The sequence below is a fragment of the Pseudoalteromonas aurantia 208 genome (genome assembly GCF_014858725.1).
GTDB lineage: Bacteria > Pseudomonadota > Gammaproteobacteria > Enterobacterales > Alteromonadaceae > Pseudoalteromonas > Pseudoalteromonas aurantia.
On the sequence record NZ_AQGV01000015.1, the window covers coordinates 395,377 to 415,616 of the forward strand.

Consider the following 20,240-nt stretch of genomic DNA (forward strand, 5'->3'; position numbering starts at 1 on the left):
AGAGAGTAAGGTAAGCTATAAATTGTCTAGTTGACAATTTATGATTCAATATGTCGAGGTAATCATCTATATGAATAGAATCACTCAGCTAATGGTGCCGCTATCACTCATGTTATTTATCGGGTGTGGCGCAAGTGAACAAACAAAAATAGTGTCAGTAGTTCAAGCAATGAATGCTTCTCCAAGTATTGTTGCCCCCCCTTTGGCAAGGTCTGAATTTATTGGTTTTGAGTCAGCACCGGTTAGACCAATCGCGAAAACAGCGGATGGCAAGCGTTTATTGGTTGCGAATACATCTAATAATAGCCTCGAGATATTTACTGTATCTGTTGATGGGGCGCTTACCCATCAACAATCGCTTACGGTTGGTTTAGAGCCTGTTTCAGTCGCTGTGATGCAAAACCAAGCATGGGTAGTCAACCACCTTTCAGACTCTGTGAGTGTGGTTGACCTTAGTCGAACAGTTGCACAAGTCACACGGACGTTACTGGTAGGAGATGAGCCTAGAGATATTGTGTTTGCGAATAATAAAGCATTTATCACCACAGCGCATCGTGGTCAGCAAAGGCTGTACCCAGCGTTAAAAAATATTGATGGAGCTGGTGATCCTGCATTGCATCAAGCGGGACAAGGGCGCGCTGATATTTGGGTCTTTAACGTAAATGATTTAGGGAAAACATTGGGTGGGCAACCGATAAAAATAGTGTCCCTGTTTGGAGATACGCTACGTGGCTTGGCGGTTACACCAGATCAAAAAACGATTTATGCAGGAGTGCTGAATTCGGGTAATCAAACTGCGGCTGTCCATGAATCTGTGATGTGTGCTGGTTACGAAGATGATGAATATGGAGCTTACCCTTGTCAAGTATTGGATGGGTTAACCAGTCCCAACGGATTAGAGGACGGTTATTTACCTGGTGGAAGAACGGCGCCGGGCATTAATAAAGACGGGGTTGCTCAGCCTTGGACCAGTATGATTGTCAAATATGATAACCGCACAAAGCAGTGGTTAGATAGTAAACGTAGAAACTTTTCAAATGGCATTCGTTTCAACTTACCAGACCTAGATGTGTTCGCAATTGATACTGTCTCCTTAAGCCAGCGTGCTGCGTATAAACATGTGGGAACAACCTTGTTTAATTTGGCAGTAAACCCCCAATCAGGCAATGTATATGTTTCAAATACACAAGCAAATAACGCTACGCGTTTTGAAGGGGCTGGCGCATATGCTGGATCAACTGTTCAAGGGGACATTGCACGAAGTCGTATTACAGTTATTACTCCAAGTACGCAAGAAGTGCGTGCAAGGCATTTAAATCGACATATTAACTATACTGACCTTAAAGGCAATGCTTTGGTTAAGCAGCATAGCTTATCGACGCCTATGCAACTGGCGGTATCACAAGATGGGAAAACGCTTTATAGCGCTGTTATTGGTTCAAACAAAGTAGCAGTATTGCCAACTTCGCAGTTAGAAAATAACCAGTTTTGGGATAATGAAGGCAAGGAGTTTGACCCTATGGTATTGAGCCAGGGATATTTTTCCGTTGAAGGAGGCCCAGCTGGGTTGCTGCTTGATGAAGCTCAAAGTGCATTGTATGTATTTACACGCTTTGATAATAGTTTGGTTAGTATTGATTTAAATAGTAAGCGTGAAAAGCAACGGTTATATATGCCGACTTTAGAACCGCAAGACTTTAGTGCGGGCCGAGCAATGTTGTATGACGCCAACCGCTCATCATCAAATGGAGAGTCTTCGTGTGCTAGCTGCCATATTTTTGGTGATACCGATCATTTGAGTTGGAATTTAGGCAATCCTGATGCCTCAAATGGTAAAAATCCGCAACCATTTCCGACTCAAAACATATCAGAGCTAGGGTGTTCGCTCGTTGGACCAGCTGATGAAAGCTGTCAATTACTCGATGTTATTAATGGCAATGGGGATTTACAGTCGTTTGCAGCGATGAAAGGCCCAATGGGAACACAAACCCTTCGAGGGATGCGTAATCACGGACATATGCATTGGCGGGGAGACCGTTCAGTGGGTTACTTCGGTGAGGATAGTAAACAAACGCTCGACGAAAAAAGCTCATTTAAGAACTTTATTGTCGCATTTGAAGGCTTACTCGGGTTAGATATTAGCTTGCCAGAGTCAGTAAATACGACTGAAAAATCGCCTGACGTGATTGCGCTTGAGAAAGATATCGATACATTTGCTGATTTTATGCTGCGCGTGGCATTACCACCGAATCCGATCCGCAATTTAGACAATACGCTGTCTTTGTCGGCCCAAAAAGGCGCTGGTTTTTTTCATGGTTCTCGACGGTCTGATGGTGCAGCAGAAGACACTTCTGTTAATGGTGAAAGTACAGATGGGGTAAATTGTCAAGGGTGTCATGGCGTTGATCATGCACAAGGCTTTTATGGGACTCGCGGTGAGGTGGCTCACGGTGGCGAGATTCAAATATTGAAAGTGCCTCAGCTTAGAAATCTATACACCCGTGTTGGCATGTTTGGGCTGCCTGATAGAGAGGGGTTTTTACCATCACATACGAAAGAACATCAAGGTGATCAAATTCGAGGCTTTGGTTTTTTACATGATGGGGCAACAGATCAACTCGGAAACTTTTTAAAAGGCGCGGTTTTTGATAATGGCGAAAAAGGGTGTTTACCGGGAACAAATGAGCGTCATGGTTGTCATTTCAATTTTGGAAAAGTGGGGATCCCTGATGCCTCAACGCGTCAAGGTTTGGTGGATTATATGATGGAATTTGACAATGATTTGGCTCCCATAGTCGGCCAACAAATTACCCTATCGGCGCTGTCAGGAGCAGGTGTGCTCAACCGTATTACGCTATTAGAACAACGCGCGAAAACGCCGTTTATTTCTAAAATTTTAGGGGGGAAGGTGACAGAGTGTGACTTGATTGCATTAGGAACGATTAACAATCGCAAGCGAGGCTACTTATTTGAGAGTAAAACGCAAACATACCGCTCAGACTCGGCATATGAACAGCCGTTATCATCGATACAAATACGTTTATTGGCAAGGGAAGAGAACAATAACTTGACCTATACTTGTACTGTGCCAGGCAAAGGGTGGCAGTCAGCGCTAGATTATGATTTAGATGGCATTTTAAATGCCGATGAGGAGAAATAGTATGTGGCCTACATTACCATGGAGTTATTGGTTAGGATTTGTGCTAATACTATGGCTGTTATTCGATTTGATCCGTGGCGAGGCGTATATTTGGAAGGCATATCGTAGAGAGAGTGAGCCAGGGATGTATTGGTTTACCATGCTTGTATGGGCTGTGGTGGCCGCAAGCTGCTTTATATTTCCTTATTGGCCTTATGATTAGGTCTGTTGTAAAGGTGTTGTTATGAATACACAAAATGGTTTACCGCTTGATGCTTATATTTCACCACAGTTTTTTGCGTTAGAGCAGCAGCATATTTTTTCAACTACATGGGCTTTTGCTGGGTTAGTTGAAGACTTAAACGTTGAAGGTGATTATCTGACAGTGCAAGCAGGGTTGAATAATATTTTGGTGATTAAAGGTAAAAGCGAGCAGCTTTTGGCTTTTCATAATATGTGTCGCCACAAAGGCACCAGACTCCGTGATGGCAAAGGCAAAGCAAGCAATAAACTTGTTTGCCCTTATCATGATTGGACCTACGATTTAGAAGGGAAGCTATTATCATTGCCTAAAGCAAGCAGGGAGTTTCCGGCCTTAGATAAAAGTTGTTATGGCTTAAAGAAAGCGAATGTGGGCATTTGGCGAGGGATGATTTGGGTCCATCCAGATCCCAACTCTCAATCAATTGAGCAATGGTTTTCGCCAATAGCACCTTATTTAGGGCCTCATAAAGTTGAGACATTAATTGAACCTGAAGACAGTATTATCATTGAAGATATAGAAGCGAATTGGAAGGTTGTTGTTGAAAATTATATTGATCACTACCATTTAGCTCACCTTCATGTTGGCACATTGAATATGTATGATCATAAACGTGCCGAGTTTGGTTTTATTGGACCGCACTTTCGGTTTTGGGAACCATTAACAAAAGAGTATCAACAAGACATCAAGCAGAATTCGCCTTACCCACTTATTTACGATACAAAGATAGAAAAACTAGGCACTTGGGTGCCGATGCTATTTCCAGGTATCGGGTTAGCTGAGTCTGAGTCCTCATGGTCTGTTTTTCAGATAGTCCCAGTCGCTGTCGATCGTAGCAAAGTGATCATTCGCACAAAAATGAAGAATGGTTCTGCATTAGAATTTATGAAGCAAAGTATTCGCTCAGCAAGTTACTGGAACAAAAAGGTTAAAGCGAAAGACTCTGGGTATGATGATAAGCATGGGCTTGGATCTGCGAACTTTTTGCAAGAAGATATTTATGTGTGTGAACAATTGCAGAAATCTTTTTCTAGCCCGTTTTTTGAGTTTGGGCCAAGCGCAGAATATGGAGAGTGCCCTGTGAGAGAACATAAAAAGCTTGTGTGGGAGTGTATTAAACCGCACTGGCGATGATTATCTTTTAAGGCAGGTTGTTGTTATCTTTGATGTAATTGACACGCAATTTCATGTCATATCGATTACAATGAAAAAATAAGGCATTTTGCAGCGCTAAGAGAGCAAATATATGCACAGAGGAGTTGTAAAGACACTGACAGCCGTGATGGTGTTGTTTTGGGTCGCGTCTTGTCAGTCAACGTTAGATCTTCAGTCTGCGAACGAAATTAAAAAGCTGACTAAACAAGTTAGTCAAGACCCAAATGATATCGTGGCGATAGTGCAAGGAGTAAAGCGCTCTCAGCAAGCAATTAGTCAAGATACAGTCAAAGTGCAGCAATTACTTGCTAATTTAGACACAATCATTGAGCAGGTGTGGGGTGAGGGAAATAAAGAATTGCCCAGTAATACCCGCTATGTGAAGTATTCAAATGACTATAAAGCCCGTGCTATTGTGGATTTTGATACAGGGTGGGTCAAAATTGAAACCATTGCCACCAAAAAAATCAGTGAAAAACTCTCACAGGCGGTATTTGAAACACTATTAACTTCTGATGACCCTAGTCAAACGGATATTTTTTCTAGCCAATCCCCTAAGGTTGCAGGTGACCCTTTTTTATATCCCCAAGTACGAGACCAAGATGGTCAGTTAGTCCGTTTCGAATGGCGGGCTCGGCGGTATGCTGATTATTTAGTTGCCAATAAGCTGAAAACGACGTTTGAAGGGGATAAAAAGATATCTCATGTCGGGTTTAACTTAGTGCGTGACCACAAACACTTGCGTCACTTAAAGTACAGTGAATATGTGTTAGCGTCAGCTAAAAAATACAACATAGCCCCAGCACTCATTTACGCGGTGATTGAGACTGAAAGCTCTTTTAACCCTTATGCCGTTAGTCATGCCAATGCCTATGGGCTGATGCAGGTCATTCCGGCAACAGCAGGTCGAGATGTGTATAAAATAGAGAAAAAACGCACGGGGCAGCCCACAAAGTCAGTGCTTCTGAACCCCAAGCAAAACATTGATATTGGTACCGCGTATTTGAAAATTTTAAACACACGTTATCTTGTGGGAGTAAGTCATCAGCAAAGCAGAGAGTATACCATTATTTCAGCCTATAATGGGGGGGCGGGTAATGTGTTCAAAACTTATCATCCAAACCGTACAACAGCAGTACAAAAAATTAATGCACAGTCTCCGTCTAGTGTGTATAAACGCCTTCGTCACCAGCATCCACGTGATGAATCGCGCCGTTACTTAGAAAAGGTGACCAAAGCCAAGGAAAAGTATTTATAGACGGTCACATTGCCGTTATGAGTACAGCTTATGGCATAATAGTATGTCAATAAACAAATATTAAGGCCTTTGAAACTAAAGTCTCATAGGCCTTATAGGGGGCTTAATTTATGCTGTACACTGAATCGGCGTTAATAGTTGTGCCTTTTATTACTTAACCTCAGGTTTGGATAAGGGTATTGGAATAGAAAGTGTTTTGAAAAATAGCTTTATTGGGCAAATTCGCTTATCCAGAGCTGAGGTTACTTACTTTGTTGGCCGCTGATGAGTGCTGATAGCCAGCTAATACTGCGCACGCCGAGCATAGGAAAGGAATCGCTATGGCCTGCGGACTCAATGACAATTTTTTGCAATTTTAAGCTTTTATCATTTCTTTTGTGCAGCAACTCCACAAACTCATTGACGTGAATACTTAACTTATCTTCCAACGCACCGTATGAGATGAATACATTGGCATTGAGTTGCTTATGTTGAGTGCCAAGCTCTAATAAGTGAGGAATATCGCGCCAAAGAGATGGACTGCCGAGAATATAGTTTTTGAACGTATCAGGCTGCGCCATTAAGATATAGCTACCAAATAATCCACCAAACGAAAAGCCGAAATAGGTACGATTATTTGGGTCAGCGTTATATTGGTTTTCGATATATTGAATGATGTCGTTTCGTATAAATGCTAGGTGATTATTTGCTTGACCCAGCTGATGTTTGGCTTGAACTTTGGGGTCGCTTGATGCTCTTATTGAGAAATCACGACCACGACTTGCACTGGCCTCTTTGTCTTTTAATGCCCCCTTGGTGTTTATTTGCCAGGAAATCCCAACTAAAATGGCATTTTCCATAAGAAATGCAGTCGCACCTGATAACAACTCCATATGCCACTGAGCGTCGGTGTAATAAATGACAGGATAAGCTGTATCTTCATGTTTGTTATATCCCTCAGGCAACTTTATATACAGTTCGTATTGCCTGGCTTGCTGTGTGTCTTTAATTGGTATTACGTGTGTATGGGGTAACGTGAAAGAGCTTGCGCCACTTACATTTGCCGTAAGTAGGAGGAGTATACAAGCCAAAGTGATTACCCAATTATTTTTAATGTTCATTATGTTACTTCCTTATTAATTGCTAAGCCATATTGAAGACGTGGTTTCAGGTTAAAGACTCAAGCTCACTGTATCGGCATTGTGTTTAAAAGACCTGACGTTTAGCTGATTTGTATATGATATGATGTGTTGAATTTTATTGTATTAATTATCAATCGGTTATATGTAAATGTGTGATGTGTAGAGCCGCCTTGCCTGTGTATGTAACATCCCTCACATGGCCTTGTTTCAGTGTTTATATAAGCGGTGCTTGCACTTTTGTATTGAGACTTTGATAATATTTGTAATTAAAGTGGTGAAAAGAGACCTGAATGAGTACAACTAAAAGCAGTATCTATTCTATAGCGCAGCTCGGACATGCAGCATTAAGGGCGCGAGCTGTTGAAGTTGAAGATATTCTCAGTGATGAATGTCAGCAACTCATCAATACCATGATGTTGGCGGTATCTGAAGCGGGTGGCGTGGGTATTGCTGCTCCGCAAATACATCATAGTAAGCGTATTTTTATTATGTGCTCAAAGCCCAATACACGGTATCCACAAGCGCCACTAATGGCACCAACTGCGATTATTAACCCTGAGATTTTGCATTATTCAGATGAAAAGGTAAAAGATTGGGAAGGGTGCTTAAGTGTGCCAAGTATGCGAGGCTTAGTGCCAAGATATAAGCAGATAACAGTACGGTATTTGGATCAACAAGGTCATGTGCGTCAGGAAACGTTGACAGGCTTTATTGCACGTATTTTTCAGCATGAGTTAGATCATTTAAACGGGCTCACGTTTATTGACCAGTTAGAGTCGATGCAAGATTTAATCAGCGAAAGTGAGTGGTATCGTCAGTTTGCTGACAGCAACTGAGCGAAACTTCAATGGAGAAGTTGCAGCCAATAAAGGCGCATGCCCTTGGCTAACTTACAACGCCAGATATTAACAGACGTTGTAAGTTAGTATTCATGTAAAGCTTATTTATGTTTGCGACGACGCAGTACCGCGAATGGTGCCGCTAAAAGTGCAAACCAAGCAAGAGAACCAGACGAAGACTCTGATGATGCTTGAGTCACTGTTGGCGTAGGAGTTGGCACAGGTGCAGGCTGCTCTGCATCGGTATCCACGACATTCTCAATATTTATTGTGATGGCAGCAGGGTCTGATGTATTACCTAACTTATCGATAGCAACGACCATCAAAGTAGCGATATTGTTCCCCGCTTCAAAATCAAGGACTGCTGAATTAGCAACAACGATTTGGCCATTATTATTAACTGAAAAAGCGGTGTTAGTTGATGACTTTACTAAATACTCAGCAATTTCAAGGGTATTTTCTTGCGTTACCGATTCAAGTTGACCAATCACTGTACCAGTGGCTGTATTTTCCTCAACTGAAAACTCAGCAGCAATGAGTTTTGGTGGAGTATAATCCGCCGCGCTGTCAATCACATTCTCAATATTTACCGTTACTTTAGTCGCTTCAGATTCATTACCTAATGTATCAACCGCAATGACCATGAGTGTTGCTGTGTTATTACCCGCTTCGAAATCAAGTTCACCAGCGACTAACACTTCACCTTTGTTATTCACGGTCAACGCAGTATGTGAAGACGATTTCACTGTATATGTTTTTACTTCAAGGGTATTTTCTTGTGCTTCTAACTTTAGTTGTCCAATAACGGTATCTTTTGCGGTATTTTCCGCAACAGAGAACTCGGCAGCGATGAGTTTCGGTGGCGTATACTCTGCAGCACTGTCAATCACATTCTCAATATTAACTGTCACTTTAATGGCTTTAGATTCATTACCTAATGTATCAACCGCAATGACCATGAGTGTTGCTGTGTTATTACCCGCCTCAAAATCAAGCTCCCCAGCGACTAACACTTCACCTTTGTTATTGACGGTTAATGTAGTATGTGAAGACGACTTGACTGTATATGTTTTTACTTCAAGGGTATTTTCTTGTGCTTCTAATTTTAGTTGCCCAATAACGGTATCTTTTGCGGTATTTTCCGCAACAGAGAATTCGGCAGCGATGAGTTTCGGTGGCGTATACTCAGCAGCGCTATCAATCTCATTTTCAATGTTTATGGTTATTTCAGTTGCTTTAGATTCATTACCAAATATATCCGTTGCAACAACCATTAATTTCGCGGTGTTATTACCAAGCTCATAGTCAAGTTCGTCAGAATTGACAACGACAATTTCACCCTCTTCATTAATTGCAAATGCGGTATGTGTTGACGCTTGGATTTCGTATTGAGTAATCTTTTGGTGAGCTTCAAGGTCGCTAATAATGAGTTTGCCAATCAGAGTATCTTTGGCCGTGTTTTCAGCAACAGAAATCGTCATAGGCAGCAGTAGGGGGCCTCTTAATGGGTTTTCAAACTTTAGAATTGAAGGAGTAATAGGCAATAATACCCCTTCTAGTTCACCAGAGGTGAGTGCAAACGCAGAGTCAGCATTGATGTACGCTGTTTCACCTTGTTTAATCTCAGTGACAGTTTCCCCCGTTGCATTTGTGAATGTTGCAGGAGAGGTTGCGAATGTGGTTGTACCCTTGAGTGTATCGGTGACGGTATCTATCGCAATCTGATAACCATAGCCTACAGAGGCTTCAATCGTGATAGCATCTCCAAGGTTACTACTGGTAAGGCCGATTAAGTCTGAGCACCCTGAGAATGTGACAGTATTTGAGCCTGAGGTATGATACATGTCCGATAAAAATGCCCATTGTGGTGCACCATCAACAATAGGTCCACTTACTGTGCGTGAGCGACCCGGTACTGTAGCACTGCGGCCTACATCACTATACTGCGCTAATGCGTAGTCGTACGTGTCGTCGTTATCAAGGTCTAAGTTCAAAGCATAGCCCCCCGCCTGACGCAAGTGTGTTAGCTCATCACGTAGCATAATTGAAGCCGTAAATGCCACGCTAGTGCCACACCCATCAGCCGTCACAGCGTTAAATGTAGTGGCTAAAATGTTGAAATCTTTTTCGGATTGACTCACCTTAGTACCGGTTGCAACTAACTGCTCTGACATAGGGGTAATATCTTTGAAGCCATTGTTAGTCAATGCGACTTTGAAATCACCCGCTACACGTTCATAACTTAGTTTTAAACCAACATGTGCTTTCGGTAGGACATGATAAACAAGGTGTAAATCATGGTCACCTTTAGTAGTTGGGTCATCAAAGACTAATGCGCCATCAAATTCAGATAAAGTCAATGCAGGGCTACGCTTAGCTAGCTCATCCGCATTAAGTGGGTTCTTCAGTTTCCACTGTGGTAACTTAGCAGGGTCAATCGTCAAGGTTACATCAAACTCAACAGTTTGAGCTGCTGGTACAGTAACAGATTCAGGCATTTCCCAGCTAGCAGCCCCCGTTGCAGCATCATTTTCATAACGCGCTTGCGTGCGAAGGTTATAGGTCTTAGCTTCGTTTGAGAAGTTTTTCAATGTCACAGTTTTAGTGTATGCCGTTACTTCTGACACATTCTCAAAACCAAATGACAACGCCGCTTGGTTAGTATCAAACTCTGAGTGATAGACCCATGCCGCAACCGGTGATTTAACTGCTTTATCAACATTCACTAAACCTGCACCAATCAAACTAATCGGTGCTAATGGTGAATCAGGGTTAACCGATGTTGCTTCAACTTTTACATTCAGATCAGCGGTGTTCATGATGGTTGCTTTAATTTCTGAAGCATTACGCTCTGGTAACGCTTCACGAACAAGTGCCACAGCACCTGCTGTCATTGGGCCTGAGAACGAAGTACCCGTTGCGCCTGCCACTTTATCTTGCGTACCCGTTGCTGCAACTTGAATGTTCACACCTGGCGCTGTGATTTCTGGCTTTAATAGACCATTCACTGAAGGACCACGTGATGAGAAGTCTGCCACTGCACCAGCAACATTCTTCATCACTACTTGGATTGCGTATTCTGCTGTTTCACCCGCTGCTAGTTTATCTTTTATTGCTTTACCCGTTTGGAAGTTCACACCCACAGAGAAGATAGTGATTTCTGTAGAGCTGCCACCCATTGGTGCTGGAGTACCATCAACGTTATTATTTGCAACAAGTACAAATGCCGCGCCTTTAGCTTGTGCATTTAATACTTTTGTTGTAAATGCACATGCACCACGGTCAATCAATACCGCCTTACCTGTGAAGTCCACATCGTCAGCAAATGCATCACAACCATTTTGGTTTGCATCAGGATATACAAGCTCTGTATTCGTGTTGCTGAACGTGAACGCGCCTTGTGGACCAAAGCTTGCGGCTTGAATAACCGTCTCAGTACCTGCAACAGTACCGGATGCAAACCCTTCTTCTAATGTTGGGTGTGTCATTGCACCCACAGATAGTGCATTTGGTGTCGTACTTGGACCACCAATACGAAATGGGTGGTCACCATCGTTACCCGCTGAAACGACCACATTCACGCCTAAGCCAACCGCACGTTGAATAAGGTATTGTACACCGCTACCTGTGTATGTATTACCGAACTCACCACCGAGAGACATGTTGATCACATCGACTCGGTCTGAAATATCGCCATCCCCATTAGGATCCATTGCTGACTCGAGTGCCGCAGCTTGTGCTGCGCTTGGACAACCACCACCACAGACAGAATATACATATAGCTCAACGTCTGGTGCAATGCCTGTCACCGAGTGAGATACCGGTGTACCGTGACTTGTTGGTGAATCTTGTTCAGAAGGTACCGCTGGATCATTCTCAATTGGATCGGCATCGTTACGCATATAATCGTAACCGCCTTTGACTTGACCTTGAGGCCATGCAACCGTTGTTGGATCGGCTTGAGCAGCGTCATACGCTTCAACAGTACCGGCAGCTTCATTGAAGATTTTGTGAGTATAATCAATACCCGTATCTAGTACAGCGACCTTTTGGCCCATACCTGTAGCCAAACCTTCAGTACGTACTGGCGTTGCTTTAATGTAGTCAGATGATTCTGCAATGTGCAATTCAGAATCAAACATAGGTAACACACGTTCTACGCGTGCGTCTTTTTCAATCGCTGCTAGCGCTTCTTTTGACGCTTCAACAATCAGTGTAGGGGCTAAAACATGTGTTTGACCCAGCACTTTTGCATTGAAGTCTAAACTGTTTAGTTCAAGCGTTAACGCCTCTTGAAGTTGTGAAATTTGCGCCATTGTTGCACGTGCATCACCCGACTGGTATGTACCCTGAGCATATAAATTTGCTGCAGACGTTGCTTTTAGCACAATTAAATAGGATGTTGGCGCATTCTTTTTCGTATCTTGAGCTGCAAATTTTACAGCCTCGAAATTGGTAAAATTATTAACCATATTGGCAGTATTAGCAGAGACACCCGCTGTGAGTAATACACTACCAACCGCAGCTGCAATTGTTGATTTTTTTATAAGCTTAGACATACATTCTCTAGGAGTCATTGGTAACTGATTCTAACGATCGTTACTTTTATTGTTAACAAATATGCAGGTATTTGTTTTTTTTGTTCCTAGTATTATACATGCGAAAATGGACATAAATATAGTGTAAAAATATCAATAAAGTTATTTTGTATTTAATTCATACTTAACTAGTTTGAGTTTTAACCAATGTTGCCTCCTCACCCGTTTTATTATAACGGAATATTAAAGCAACTCTTAAACTAAAAAGTCAAAGCTTGCATAGCTATGCGAAATAATATGGCATGATTAATTTGTTCAATATAGCCAACAATAACAATAAGGAAAGTTCATGGAATTTGAAGTAGCAAGAGATACATCAAAAGCGTTGTGTGATATGCCACAGAAAACATTTTTACCCAGTGGAACCATTATTAGCTTGATTGCTGAGCAGGCGAAGCTTACACCAGAAAAAGTGGCGATCATAGAAGGTGATTTGTCGGTAAGTTATGAGCAGCTGCTAGCACGCTCAGATGCTTTTGCAGCGGCGCTAGCTGAACGAGGCGTGAAGTCGGGTTCCTTGGTCGGGGTGTGTATGAGTCGTTCATGGGAGCTAATTGCTACTTTATTGGGGGTTTTAAGGGCGGGGTGTGCTTATGTGCCCCTTGACCCAGCATACCCACAAGAACGAGTCCGTTATATGTTGTCACATTCCAAAGCATCAGCAGCCATTGTTGAAAATGAGCATATGGCGCATCTATGCCAGATAGCGCGGGAAGTCATTCATGTTGATACGATTAAAAATCAAGCCATTGATAATGTTCTGGGTCCAGTACCCACTGATTTAGCGTATGTGATCTATACCTCGGGGTCTACGGGGAAGCCAAAAGGGGTTGCGGTTGAGCATCGCAATGTGGTAGCGATGAGTCATGCTATGGCAGAGCTGTTTAGCACTGAGGAGTTATCTGGGGTATTGGCTGCCGCTTCAGTGTGCTTTGATACATCGGTGATGGAGATTTTCGGTACGTTGTCACTTGGTGGCACTATTCTGATGGCAGATAACGCATTGGCTCTACCTAAACTTCCTTATGCAGATAAAGTAAAAATGTGCGTTATGGTACCTTCATCGATGCAAACCTTATTGGGCACCGATACGCTTCCTGATAGTGTTCAGTGTGTGGTGTTTGGGGGTGAAGCTTTGAAAGCGCCGCTAGTGAATCAAATTCATAACTTGGCATTTAAACCAAGGGTTATGAATGCGTATGGTCCGACCGAGGACACTGTTTTTTCTACAATTAATGAAATTCCTGAAGACACTACTCGTATTACAATTGGTCGCTCTGTCGTAAATTCAAGGGCATATATTCTAAATGATGCAATGCAGTGCACAGCGATTGGTGAACCCGGTGAATTATATTTAGCTGGCAGTAAACTCACTCGGGGTTATCTCAACGATGAGAATATGACAACGTCACGCTTTGTCACTCTGACGCCGACTGACCAGATACCTGAAACTCGCTTATATAAAACGGGAGATCTATGTCAGTGGAGTGAAAATGCAGAGATAGAGTTTTTAGGCCGTATTGATCAACAGGTTAAAATACGAGGTTTCAGGATAGAGCTAGGGGAAGTAGAGTCAGTACTTGAATCGATGAGTGAGATAGATGTAGCAGCGGCGGCTGCGCTTGATAGTGGGACTGGTCAGCAAATTTTAGTAGCTTATGTGGTAAACCAAAAAGGTAGCGTAACGAGTAAGGCTGTGAAGGCGTTTTTGTCAGAGCGATTGCCAAAATATATGGTGCCTCAGTTTATTATGCAGATGAGAGCGTTACCTTTTTTACCAAATGATAAGTTGGATCGTAAAAGCCTCCCAGATCTTAATACTGTGCGTTTAGCTGCTCAGCATGAAGCAAGCGGTCAAGTGAGTAATAAACCGCAAGCGGGCTATGAGTACAGTTCAGTGTTACTAACGATTCAAACGGAAGTGGCGAGCTTGCTTAATATAGCAGAACCAGAGCAAGTGCTTTGCGACCTACCATTTGATAGTTTTGGTATTGACTCACTAAGCTCGCTAGAGTTACTCAGTCGATTACGAGCGGCATTAGAGTATAAGTTACCACAGAACAGCCTTGTTCTATACTCGACCCCTCGTGCTTTAACACACTTTTTTCTAGACCGAATGAATCAAAGTGCAAATCAAGCATCCTCTGAATCTAGTTTAATGATAGATCATAACAATCCTAAACTTGAAACACTCTCCGGATTTCAGACGCTATTGCAATCTAGTCACCCGACTTTTCAATCAGCGAGCGCCCCATCTTGGAGTATCGCCGATAAAAGTGTATTGGTAGAGCAAGTCACTGACATGGTCAATAATAATCAACGTAACCCATATGGAAAAGTGCTCCGTACGGGGAGCTCTGCCACGGGGGTTATTGGTGATTCATATAATAAAGAACAAGATAGGAACGCTATTATATGGTCAACGAATTTATACTTCGGTTTAAATCGCGACCCAAGAGTAATCAATGAAGCCGTTCTTGCATTAGAACGCTTTGGTACTGGCATGGGGATTTCAGCCGCCGCGACTGGCATGACAGACCAACATGTTGAATTTGAAAATGAGTTTGCAGAGCTTGTGGGTAAGCCTAGCGCATGCCTATTTCCAACAGGGTATACCGCTAACTTAGGGGCTATTTCGGGTATATTAGGAAAAAATGATACGGTCGTTATTGACCAGCTTTGTCATGCCTCTATTGTGGATGGTGCGCGCTTAAGTGGCGCTAAAATTAGAACATTTCAGCACAATAGCGCGAGTGACTTGGCGTCGGTGCTCGCCTCTGAAACATCACCTTATCATACAACTTTAGTGGTGTTAGAAAGTGTCTATAGTATGGGGGAAGGGACTGCGCCAGTTGCAGAGATAGTTCGAATCGCAAAACAATATGGTGCGTTGACTTTAGTGGATGAAGCGCACTCTTTTGGCTTCTATGGTCACTCTGGAGCAGGTGTTTGCTCACAGCAAGGTGCAACGGATGATGTTGATTTTATTATGACAACGCTGAGTAAAGCACTGGGAAGTATTGGTGGGGTAATAGCTGCGAGTAAAAAGCACATTGCACTGCTGAAGTCATCTTCACGAGCGTATATTTTTCAAGCGTCAATTAGCCCCGCTGATATTGCAGCTGCTCTGGCTTCTTTAAGATACTTACGTACTGATGATAGTTTGCGTGAACAATTATGGGACCGAACGCGTTATATGCGTAAGCGCTTTACAGAGGCTGGGTATGATTTAGGCACTGGCGATGGTCCAATAGTGACCCCTCACTTTGGTGATAAAGATAAGCTCTATGCGATCGTGCAAGGGCTATATGAGCGCGGCATTCAAACGCTGGCGGTCACGTATCCGATTGTTGAAATGGGGCGAGGACGATTAAGGTTTATTTGTTCAGCAGCACACACACATGCTGATATTGACCGCACACTTGAGGCACTTATTGAGACAGAGCAAGAGGTGAATCGAGCTTTTGCGGCATCAGAAGATACATTAATAGCAGCGTGTGAAAGTAATTTAGACCCTCTATCTATGAGTACAAATATTCAAAACTGGGTAAATGATTTTTCAGCTTATTTGAAGCTTGTTTGTAAAGCATCAATAGAAACTGCACCTGAGTTGGTGTTATCGATAGTTGCTCATGAAAGTCAGGCTCCAATCTCGATTATGCTTAGGGGCGGTAAAATAACCTTAGAAACAGAATATTCTGTTGATTTGCCGTATTGTACTGTGTCTATTGCAGATCCTCAGATGATAAAAGGTTTATGTGAAACTAATGTGCAAGCCTTGCTAAATAGCATTTGTAATGGTGTATGCGTTGTAAAGGGGCAAACGGAAGTCTTTATTTGGTTTATAGCGCGTTTGTGTGAGTATCAGCAGTATTGTTTTGGAAAACCATCTCAAAGTGGTAAGGTTAGTAACTAGGTTGATTCTATTTGATATTGATATTTTTATAAAAAAGCAAAGATTAGTGTTGCATTGTATTTGTTAAATAAAGTCAAATAATAACTCTAAATAATGTTGGTGCGGGAGCGCACCAAATAACAGGTGTAAAAGTGGAACTTGAAGCTTAATAGGGGCTTTATATTGAGGTTGGTTACGCTAATGGATTTGAAAAAAGCACACTGAGAAGTATTTTTCATATGTTAATTGTTCTCTATTTTTTATGGGGGTATGTGTAAGGCGTTTTTTATATTAATTAGCATAAGTTGTGCTTTAACATGGTTTTAAATAAAGGGATTTTTAATTGTTTTCAGGTTTGTGTTTTTTAACCGCCCCCCCCCCACACACAAGCATCATACACACTCCTTATTTGTTTTGTTTGATATGTTTTTTAATTGGTTTTTTAGACAATAAATTAAACTAGGGTTGCATGGTTTTCTGTGAGTATGTGAATTTTAGATAGCCAGACCAATGTGATGGGAATAATAGGTTTAAGTTGTTTTTATAGCTTTTATTTATTTTCTATAGATTTCAGTCGTGTTAAAAAGCGCGATACAGCGCTTTTTATACTCACTATTTATTTGATTTTTTATGGAATAAAATAATTAATGTTTATATTGTGATAAAAAATCAGATATTAACCTTAATCTAAGGCTTCAGAAATATAGATAAACATATCGAAACTAGGCTTCACTCCATGCGCTTCATCACCATAGCTTTGAGCGCTGACTTTTAGCTCTTTACACCGACCGAATGTATTTAATGTGCGAGTTAGTTGCGCTGAGGTGGTTCTCCATTGATTCATATTTAGATAGTTGTTGGTTCCATAATCTCCACAACGAACAGTAAAATCAAATCGTCCAGTTCCTGAGTGTGCAAAGACATCGAACGTTAATCGTCTTTGTGCATCAAATTGGGGATCGTATTCCGCATCAGCCACGACAGGTATTGTGATATTGTACTCATAGAATAACCCACATGGTGATGTTGGAAAAATACATTCGTGCGCTACATCGGACTCTCTACTAAAGTCAGTATCTGTTAAAACATATTTAGTTCCACCGATAAATATTGGATCGGGTGCGGCATACAGTGAAGATGAAATTGAACACAATAATGAACCAAAAAACACAATGCTTTTCTTCATATTAACTCCGTTTATTAATGTTATTTGTTTATTGTATAAAATATACACTTTGTGTATTTCATTAATATTACATAGATGTGTTAAGTGCCATTTTCTTAAAGTTTATTATTTTTAATAGCCAAGAGGTGGCCGTACTGAATTATAGGAGGGTAAGCTCATTTTAAGTTGCAATATCTTCCATGCAATATTATATGAGTTTTGTTGTTTTTCGATTGCTACTTAATCTCGTACTTAGGTTTGAATGATGCTTTTAATGTATTGCATCTTCCTAAGTTATTACTGAGTTATACCCCGTACATAAAAAATCTTACATATAAGTGATTTTGCCTTTATTTATTAAAGTAGCTTGAAAGCCTTAAAGATTCATTTCTAAGCTGTTTGGAATAAATAAAAATACTTGGTACTTACTTATATTTATAAAATTGATAATGCAACTGAATAAAAAGCACAGCAAAGCGTGTTAAAGGCTGTAGATTTACGGACAAAGGAAGTGTACGGTATTGTTGTGAATTACAGTGTTATCAACTAAAAATGTAGTTCAGAATCATGTGAAATTAAGCGTTACGATAATGCTCGTTCAGCCCTGTAATGCCCTGTAATTCAGTTGGTAGCTAATTTATGTAATAATCCCCCTATTATAAACATAATAAAATTTCACTATGGAACGTCGCACTTTCTTAAGAACAACCTCAGCACTATGCTCAGCTGGTTTATTTGGCCTTTCTATGCATGCTAATGCTAATGAAAAGACTATTTCAGGGGATGATAAAACAGAACGTATGTCTATCGCGAAGTTAAGAGATCTTAACATCGCTTTTCCTACAATGATTGCTGTAACCCCAACTGGTGAAACCATAGAAGTGCAGCGCAAACCGCGGATCATTCGTCGGTATGCACAACATATTTATGTTTACTTTGAGCAATCGAAAGAAATAAGTGTATTTTCTTTGGCGGGTGAACGTACAGGCAAACTTCCTTTAACAGACAATCTGCAGGCAATAAAAGATTTTGCAATTGATACACAGCTGCAATCACTGTACGTTATTGAATATGGCCATCACCAAATTACAGTACTCGACTTTTATGGGCAAAAGGTGGGAGATATTGGTGAGTTCGGTATTGAGTTATTACAGGATTTAAATGGGCCAAAAAGTATCACCGTCGATGAGCGTGGTAAGGTGCATGTTTTAACGGGTAACGACAATATTATTCGAGTGTATTCAGCCAATGGCGCATATGTTTCGTCATACAATCATATTCGTCGTAGCAGCAGTAAGCTCAGGCAGTTAGATGGATGTAAGATGATCACTGGAGTGGGCGGCAAGTTCAATGATAGTGTGACCGTGTTATCCGGTTATTAACCTGTAAAATGTATAAGCACCGCCTTTTTATTTTTAAGCGGTGCATGATTGATGGGGTGTAGGGGTTTACTTAGGTCAGTCATCTGCCAGCAATTTTCTCCAACCGACCACATTTGCAGGCCCTTTACGGCGCAAGATAAAGTTTCTGACTAAACGGCCTATAAAGCTTTCCCCAAGCCCTGCAAGTTTAATTATCTTATTTGATTCATTGACTGTCCAAGCTATTCTGGCACCGCGTGCTTTTTCGTAATTAGACAGAGCTTGTGGCAAATTATCTAGGTGATTGATCACTTGGTCAGCCAAGCAATTAACATCTTCCAGTGACATACCCGCACCTTGTTGTAAACTGGGCGGGCAGCCATGTAATGCATCCCCTATTAAAACGACACCTTGAAACACCGAGTCAGTTTTCATGACACTTTTTAGCTCTCCACGAATAATGTGTTCACTAGATGGCATGGTATTCAAGCAGTGCAAGACCGGCGCGGTATAGTTTGCAAAAAGGCTGTATAACGCTTCTTTCGTTGGCATGTCGTAATAGATTTTTGCTGTGTCAGTTACATGCGCATAGCAGTACACCTCATCCTTACTGATTGGGTAAATCATGAATAACGTAGTGTTACCGACATAATACACGGGCTGAAAGTTGTCGGATGGTGCCGGTGCAATAAAGCGCCAATTAGTGACCTTATGCTTTAATAAAGACGTGTCAGGCTGCACCATTTGCCTAACCTGAGAGTTTATGCCGTCGGCAGCTACTACAAGGTCGTAGGTTTTTGAGGGCCCGTGATTCAATGTGACGAATACACCATTTTCAGTTTGTTGAATATCTGTTGGCCAAGTATGAAGTTGAATCTTATCAGCGATACCGGCCCTTAATATACGCATTAACTCATCACGTTTTAATGCGACAAAAGGGCCCTTGCTTAATGGCGCTTCCATGAGCGATGCTTTGGCCAATGTCTCGCCATTCGCTAAGGCATACTCAATGGAATTTACTTGATGGGCGCATTTGATAATTGTGTCTGACATACCTAATTTATCAAGCTCTATCATAGCGTTAGCAGGTAAACAAATTGCGGCGCCTTCATTGGTTAATACGGTCGATTTTTCGATAATATCAACATCAATAGTATGTGACTTTAAGCGGTGGAATAATGCGCATCCAGCAATTCCAGCGCCAACGATGAGTACCCGCATAGTGTTTGACCTTAATTTAGAGTGTTCTTTGCATTATATTATTTATTTTACAACGACATACTAACAGGAGTGTAGTGAAAAATATGATTTCTTATACTTGATGATAAGTTGGGGTTGTCGTAATGGGTTGTGATAGCACCATAACCAGGAAGCAATGGCAGGTGTGCTAGCAACAACGTTTTTGTTACGTGCCATATATGCAAAATACAGAGAAAAAAGTGCGAAT

11 protein-coding genes are annotated in these 20,240 nt (G+C 41.6%); 7 read left to right on the forward strand and 4 right to left on the reverse strand.

Going from position 1 to position 20,240, the window contains the following annotated elements; genetic code table 11:
- Positions 1–70 precede the first annotated feature (70 nt).
- From PAUR_RS20085 to PAUR_RS20100, 4 genes are all read left to right on the forward strand, one after another.
- Complete coding sequence (locus PAUR_RS20085) at positions 71–3,160, forward strand: YncE family protein (RefSeq protein WP_225738523.1); 3,090 nt, start codon at positions 71–73, stop codon at positions 3,158–3,160.
- A 1-nt stretch (position 3,161) separates the two neighbouring features.
- Positions 3,162–3,362 (forward strand): hypothetical protein, encoded by a 201-nt coding sequence (locus PAUR_RS20090; RefSeq protein ID WP_192509508.1) that lies wholly within the window; start codon positions 3,162–3,164, stop codon positions 3,360–3,362.
- Positions 3,363–3,383: 21 nt separating this feature from the next.
- Positions 3,384–4,535, forward strand: coding sequence for an aromatic ring-hydroxylating oxygenase subunit alpha (locus tag PAUR_RS20095; protein WP_192509509.1), 1,152 nt, complete (start codon positions 3,384–3,386; stop codon positions 4,533–4,535).
- 112 nt (positions 4,536–4,647) lie between these two features.
- Positions 4,648–5,814, forward strand: coding sequence for a murein transglycosylase domain-containing protein (locus PAUR_RS20100; protein WP_192509510.1), 1,167 nt, complete (start codon positions 4,648–4,650; stop codon positions 5,812–5,814).
- A gap of 242 nt (positions 5,815–6,056) precedes the next feature.
- Here PAUR_RS20100 and PAUR_RS20105 read toward each other — a convergent pair whose 3' ends face one another.
- A complete protein-coding gene (locus PAUR_RS20105) occupies positions 6,057–6,914 on the reverse strand; it encodes an alpha/beta hydrolase (protein WP_192509511.1) in 858 nt (285 codons plus the stop codon).
- A 311-nt stretch (positions 6,915–7,225) separates the two neighbouring features.
- Here PAUR_RS20105 and def point away from each other — a divergent pair, with 311 nt between their 5' ends.
- Entirely contained in the window at positions 7,226–7,771 is a 546-nt protein-coding gene (gene def, locus PAUR_RS20110) for a peptide deformylase (RefSeq protein ID WP_192509512.1), read from the forward strand.
- 104 nt (positions 7,772–7,875) lie between these two features.
- On the opposite strand, the gene PAUR_RS20115 is transcribed toward def, so the two are convergent.
- Complete coding sequence (locus PAUR_RS20115) at positions 7,876–12,333, reverse strand: S8 family serine peptidase (RefSeq protein ID WP_192509513.1); 4,458 nt, start codon at positions 12,331–12,333, stop codon at positions 7,876–7,878.
- 328 nt (positions 12,334–12,661) lie between these two features.
- Here PAUR_RS20115 and PAUR_RS20120 point away from each other — a divergent pair, with 328 nt between their 5' ends.
- Positions 12,662–16,288 carry an amino acid adenylation domain-containing protein gene (locus PAUR_RS20120; protein ID WP_192509514.1) on the forward strand — a complete coding sequence of 1,209 codons (3,627 nt, stop codon included), beginning with the start codon at positions 12,662–12,664 and terminating at the stop codon, positions 16,286–16,288.
- A 661-nt stretch (positions 16,289–16,949) separates the two neighbouring features.
- Here PAUR_RS20120 and PAUR_RS20125 read toward each other — a convergent pair.
- The gene (locus tag PAUR_RS20125) at positions 16,950–17,453 is read right to left on the reverse strand and encodes a hypothetical protein (protein WP_192509515.1); all 504 of its coding nucleotides are present in this window, start codon (positions 17,451–17,453) and stop codon (positions 16,950–16,952) included.
- Between the two features lie 659 nt (positions 17,454–18,112).
- Here PAUR_RS20125 and PAUR_RS20130 point away from each other — a divergent pair.
- Positions 18,113–18,814, forward strand: a complete 702-nt coding sequence (locus PAUR_RS20130) for an NHL repeat-containing protein (protein ID WP_192509516.1) — start codon at positions 18,113–18,115, stop codon at positions 18,812–18,814.
- Between the two features lie 75 nt (positions 18,815–18,889).
- Here the strand turns inward: PAUR_RS20130 and PAUR_RS20135 are convergent, their stop codons facing one another.
- Complete coding sequence (locus PAUR_RS20135) at positions 18,890–20,014, reverse strand: FAD-dependent monooxygenase (protein ID WP_192509517.1); 1,125 nt, start codon at positions 20,012–20,014, stop codon at positions 18,890–18,892.
- Positions 20,015–20,240 lie beyond the last annotated feature (226 nt).

Bases quoted from the DNA above. Each gene is read 5' to 3' on its own strand.
- PAUR_RS20085 (WP_225738523.1), top strand. From the start codon at position 71: ATGAATAGAATCACTCAGCTAATGGTGCCGCTATCACTCATGTTATTT.
- PAUR_RS20090 (WP_192509508.1), top strand. From the start codon at position 3,162: ATGTGGCCTACATTACCATGGAGTTATTGGTTAGGATTTGTGCTAATA.
- PAUR_RS20095 (WP_192509509.1), top strand. From the start codon at position 3,384: ATGAATACACAAAATGGTTTACCGCTTGATGCTTATATTTCACCACAG.
- PAUR_RS20100 (WP_192509510.1), top strand. From the start codon at position 4,648: ATGCACAGAGGAGTTGTAAAGACACTGACAGCCGTGATGGTGTTGTTT.
- PAUR_RS20105 (WP_192509511.1), bottom strand. From the start codon at position 6,914: ATGAACATTAAAAATAATTGGGTAATCACTTTGGCTTGTATACTCCTC.
- def (WP_192509512.1), top strand. From the start codon at position 7,226: ATGAGTACAACTAAAAGCAGTATCTATTCTATAGCGCAGCTCGGACAT.
- PAUR_RS20115 (WP_192509513.1), bottom strand. From the start codon at position 12,333: ATGTCTAAGCTTATAAAAAAATCAACAATTGCAGCTGCGGTTGGTAGT.
- PAUR_RS20120 (WP_192509514.1), top strand. From the start codon at position 12,662: ATGGAATTTGAAGTAGCAAGAGATACATCAAAAGCGTTGTGTGATATG.
- PAUR_RS20125 (WP_192509515.1), bottom strand. From the start codon at position 17,453: ATGAAGAAAAGCATTGTGTTTTTTGGTTCATTATTGTGTTCAATTTCA.
- PAUR_RS20130 (WP_192509516.1), top strand. From the start codon at position 18,113: ATGGAACGTCGCACTTTCTTAAGAACAACCTCAGCACTATGCTCAGCT.
- PAUR_RS20135 (WP_192509517.1), bottom strand. From the start codon at position 20,014: ATGCGGGTACTCATCGTTGGCGCTGGAATTGCTGGATGCGCATTATTC.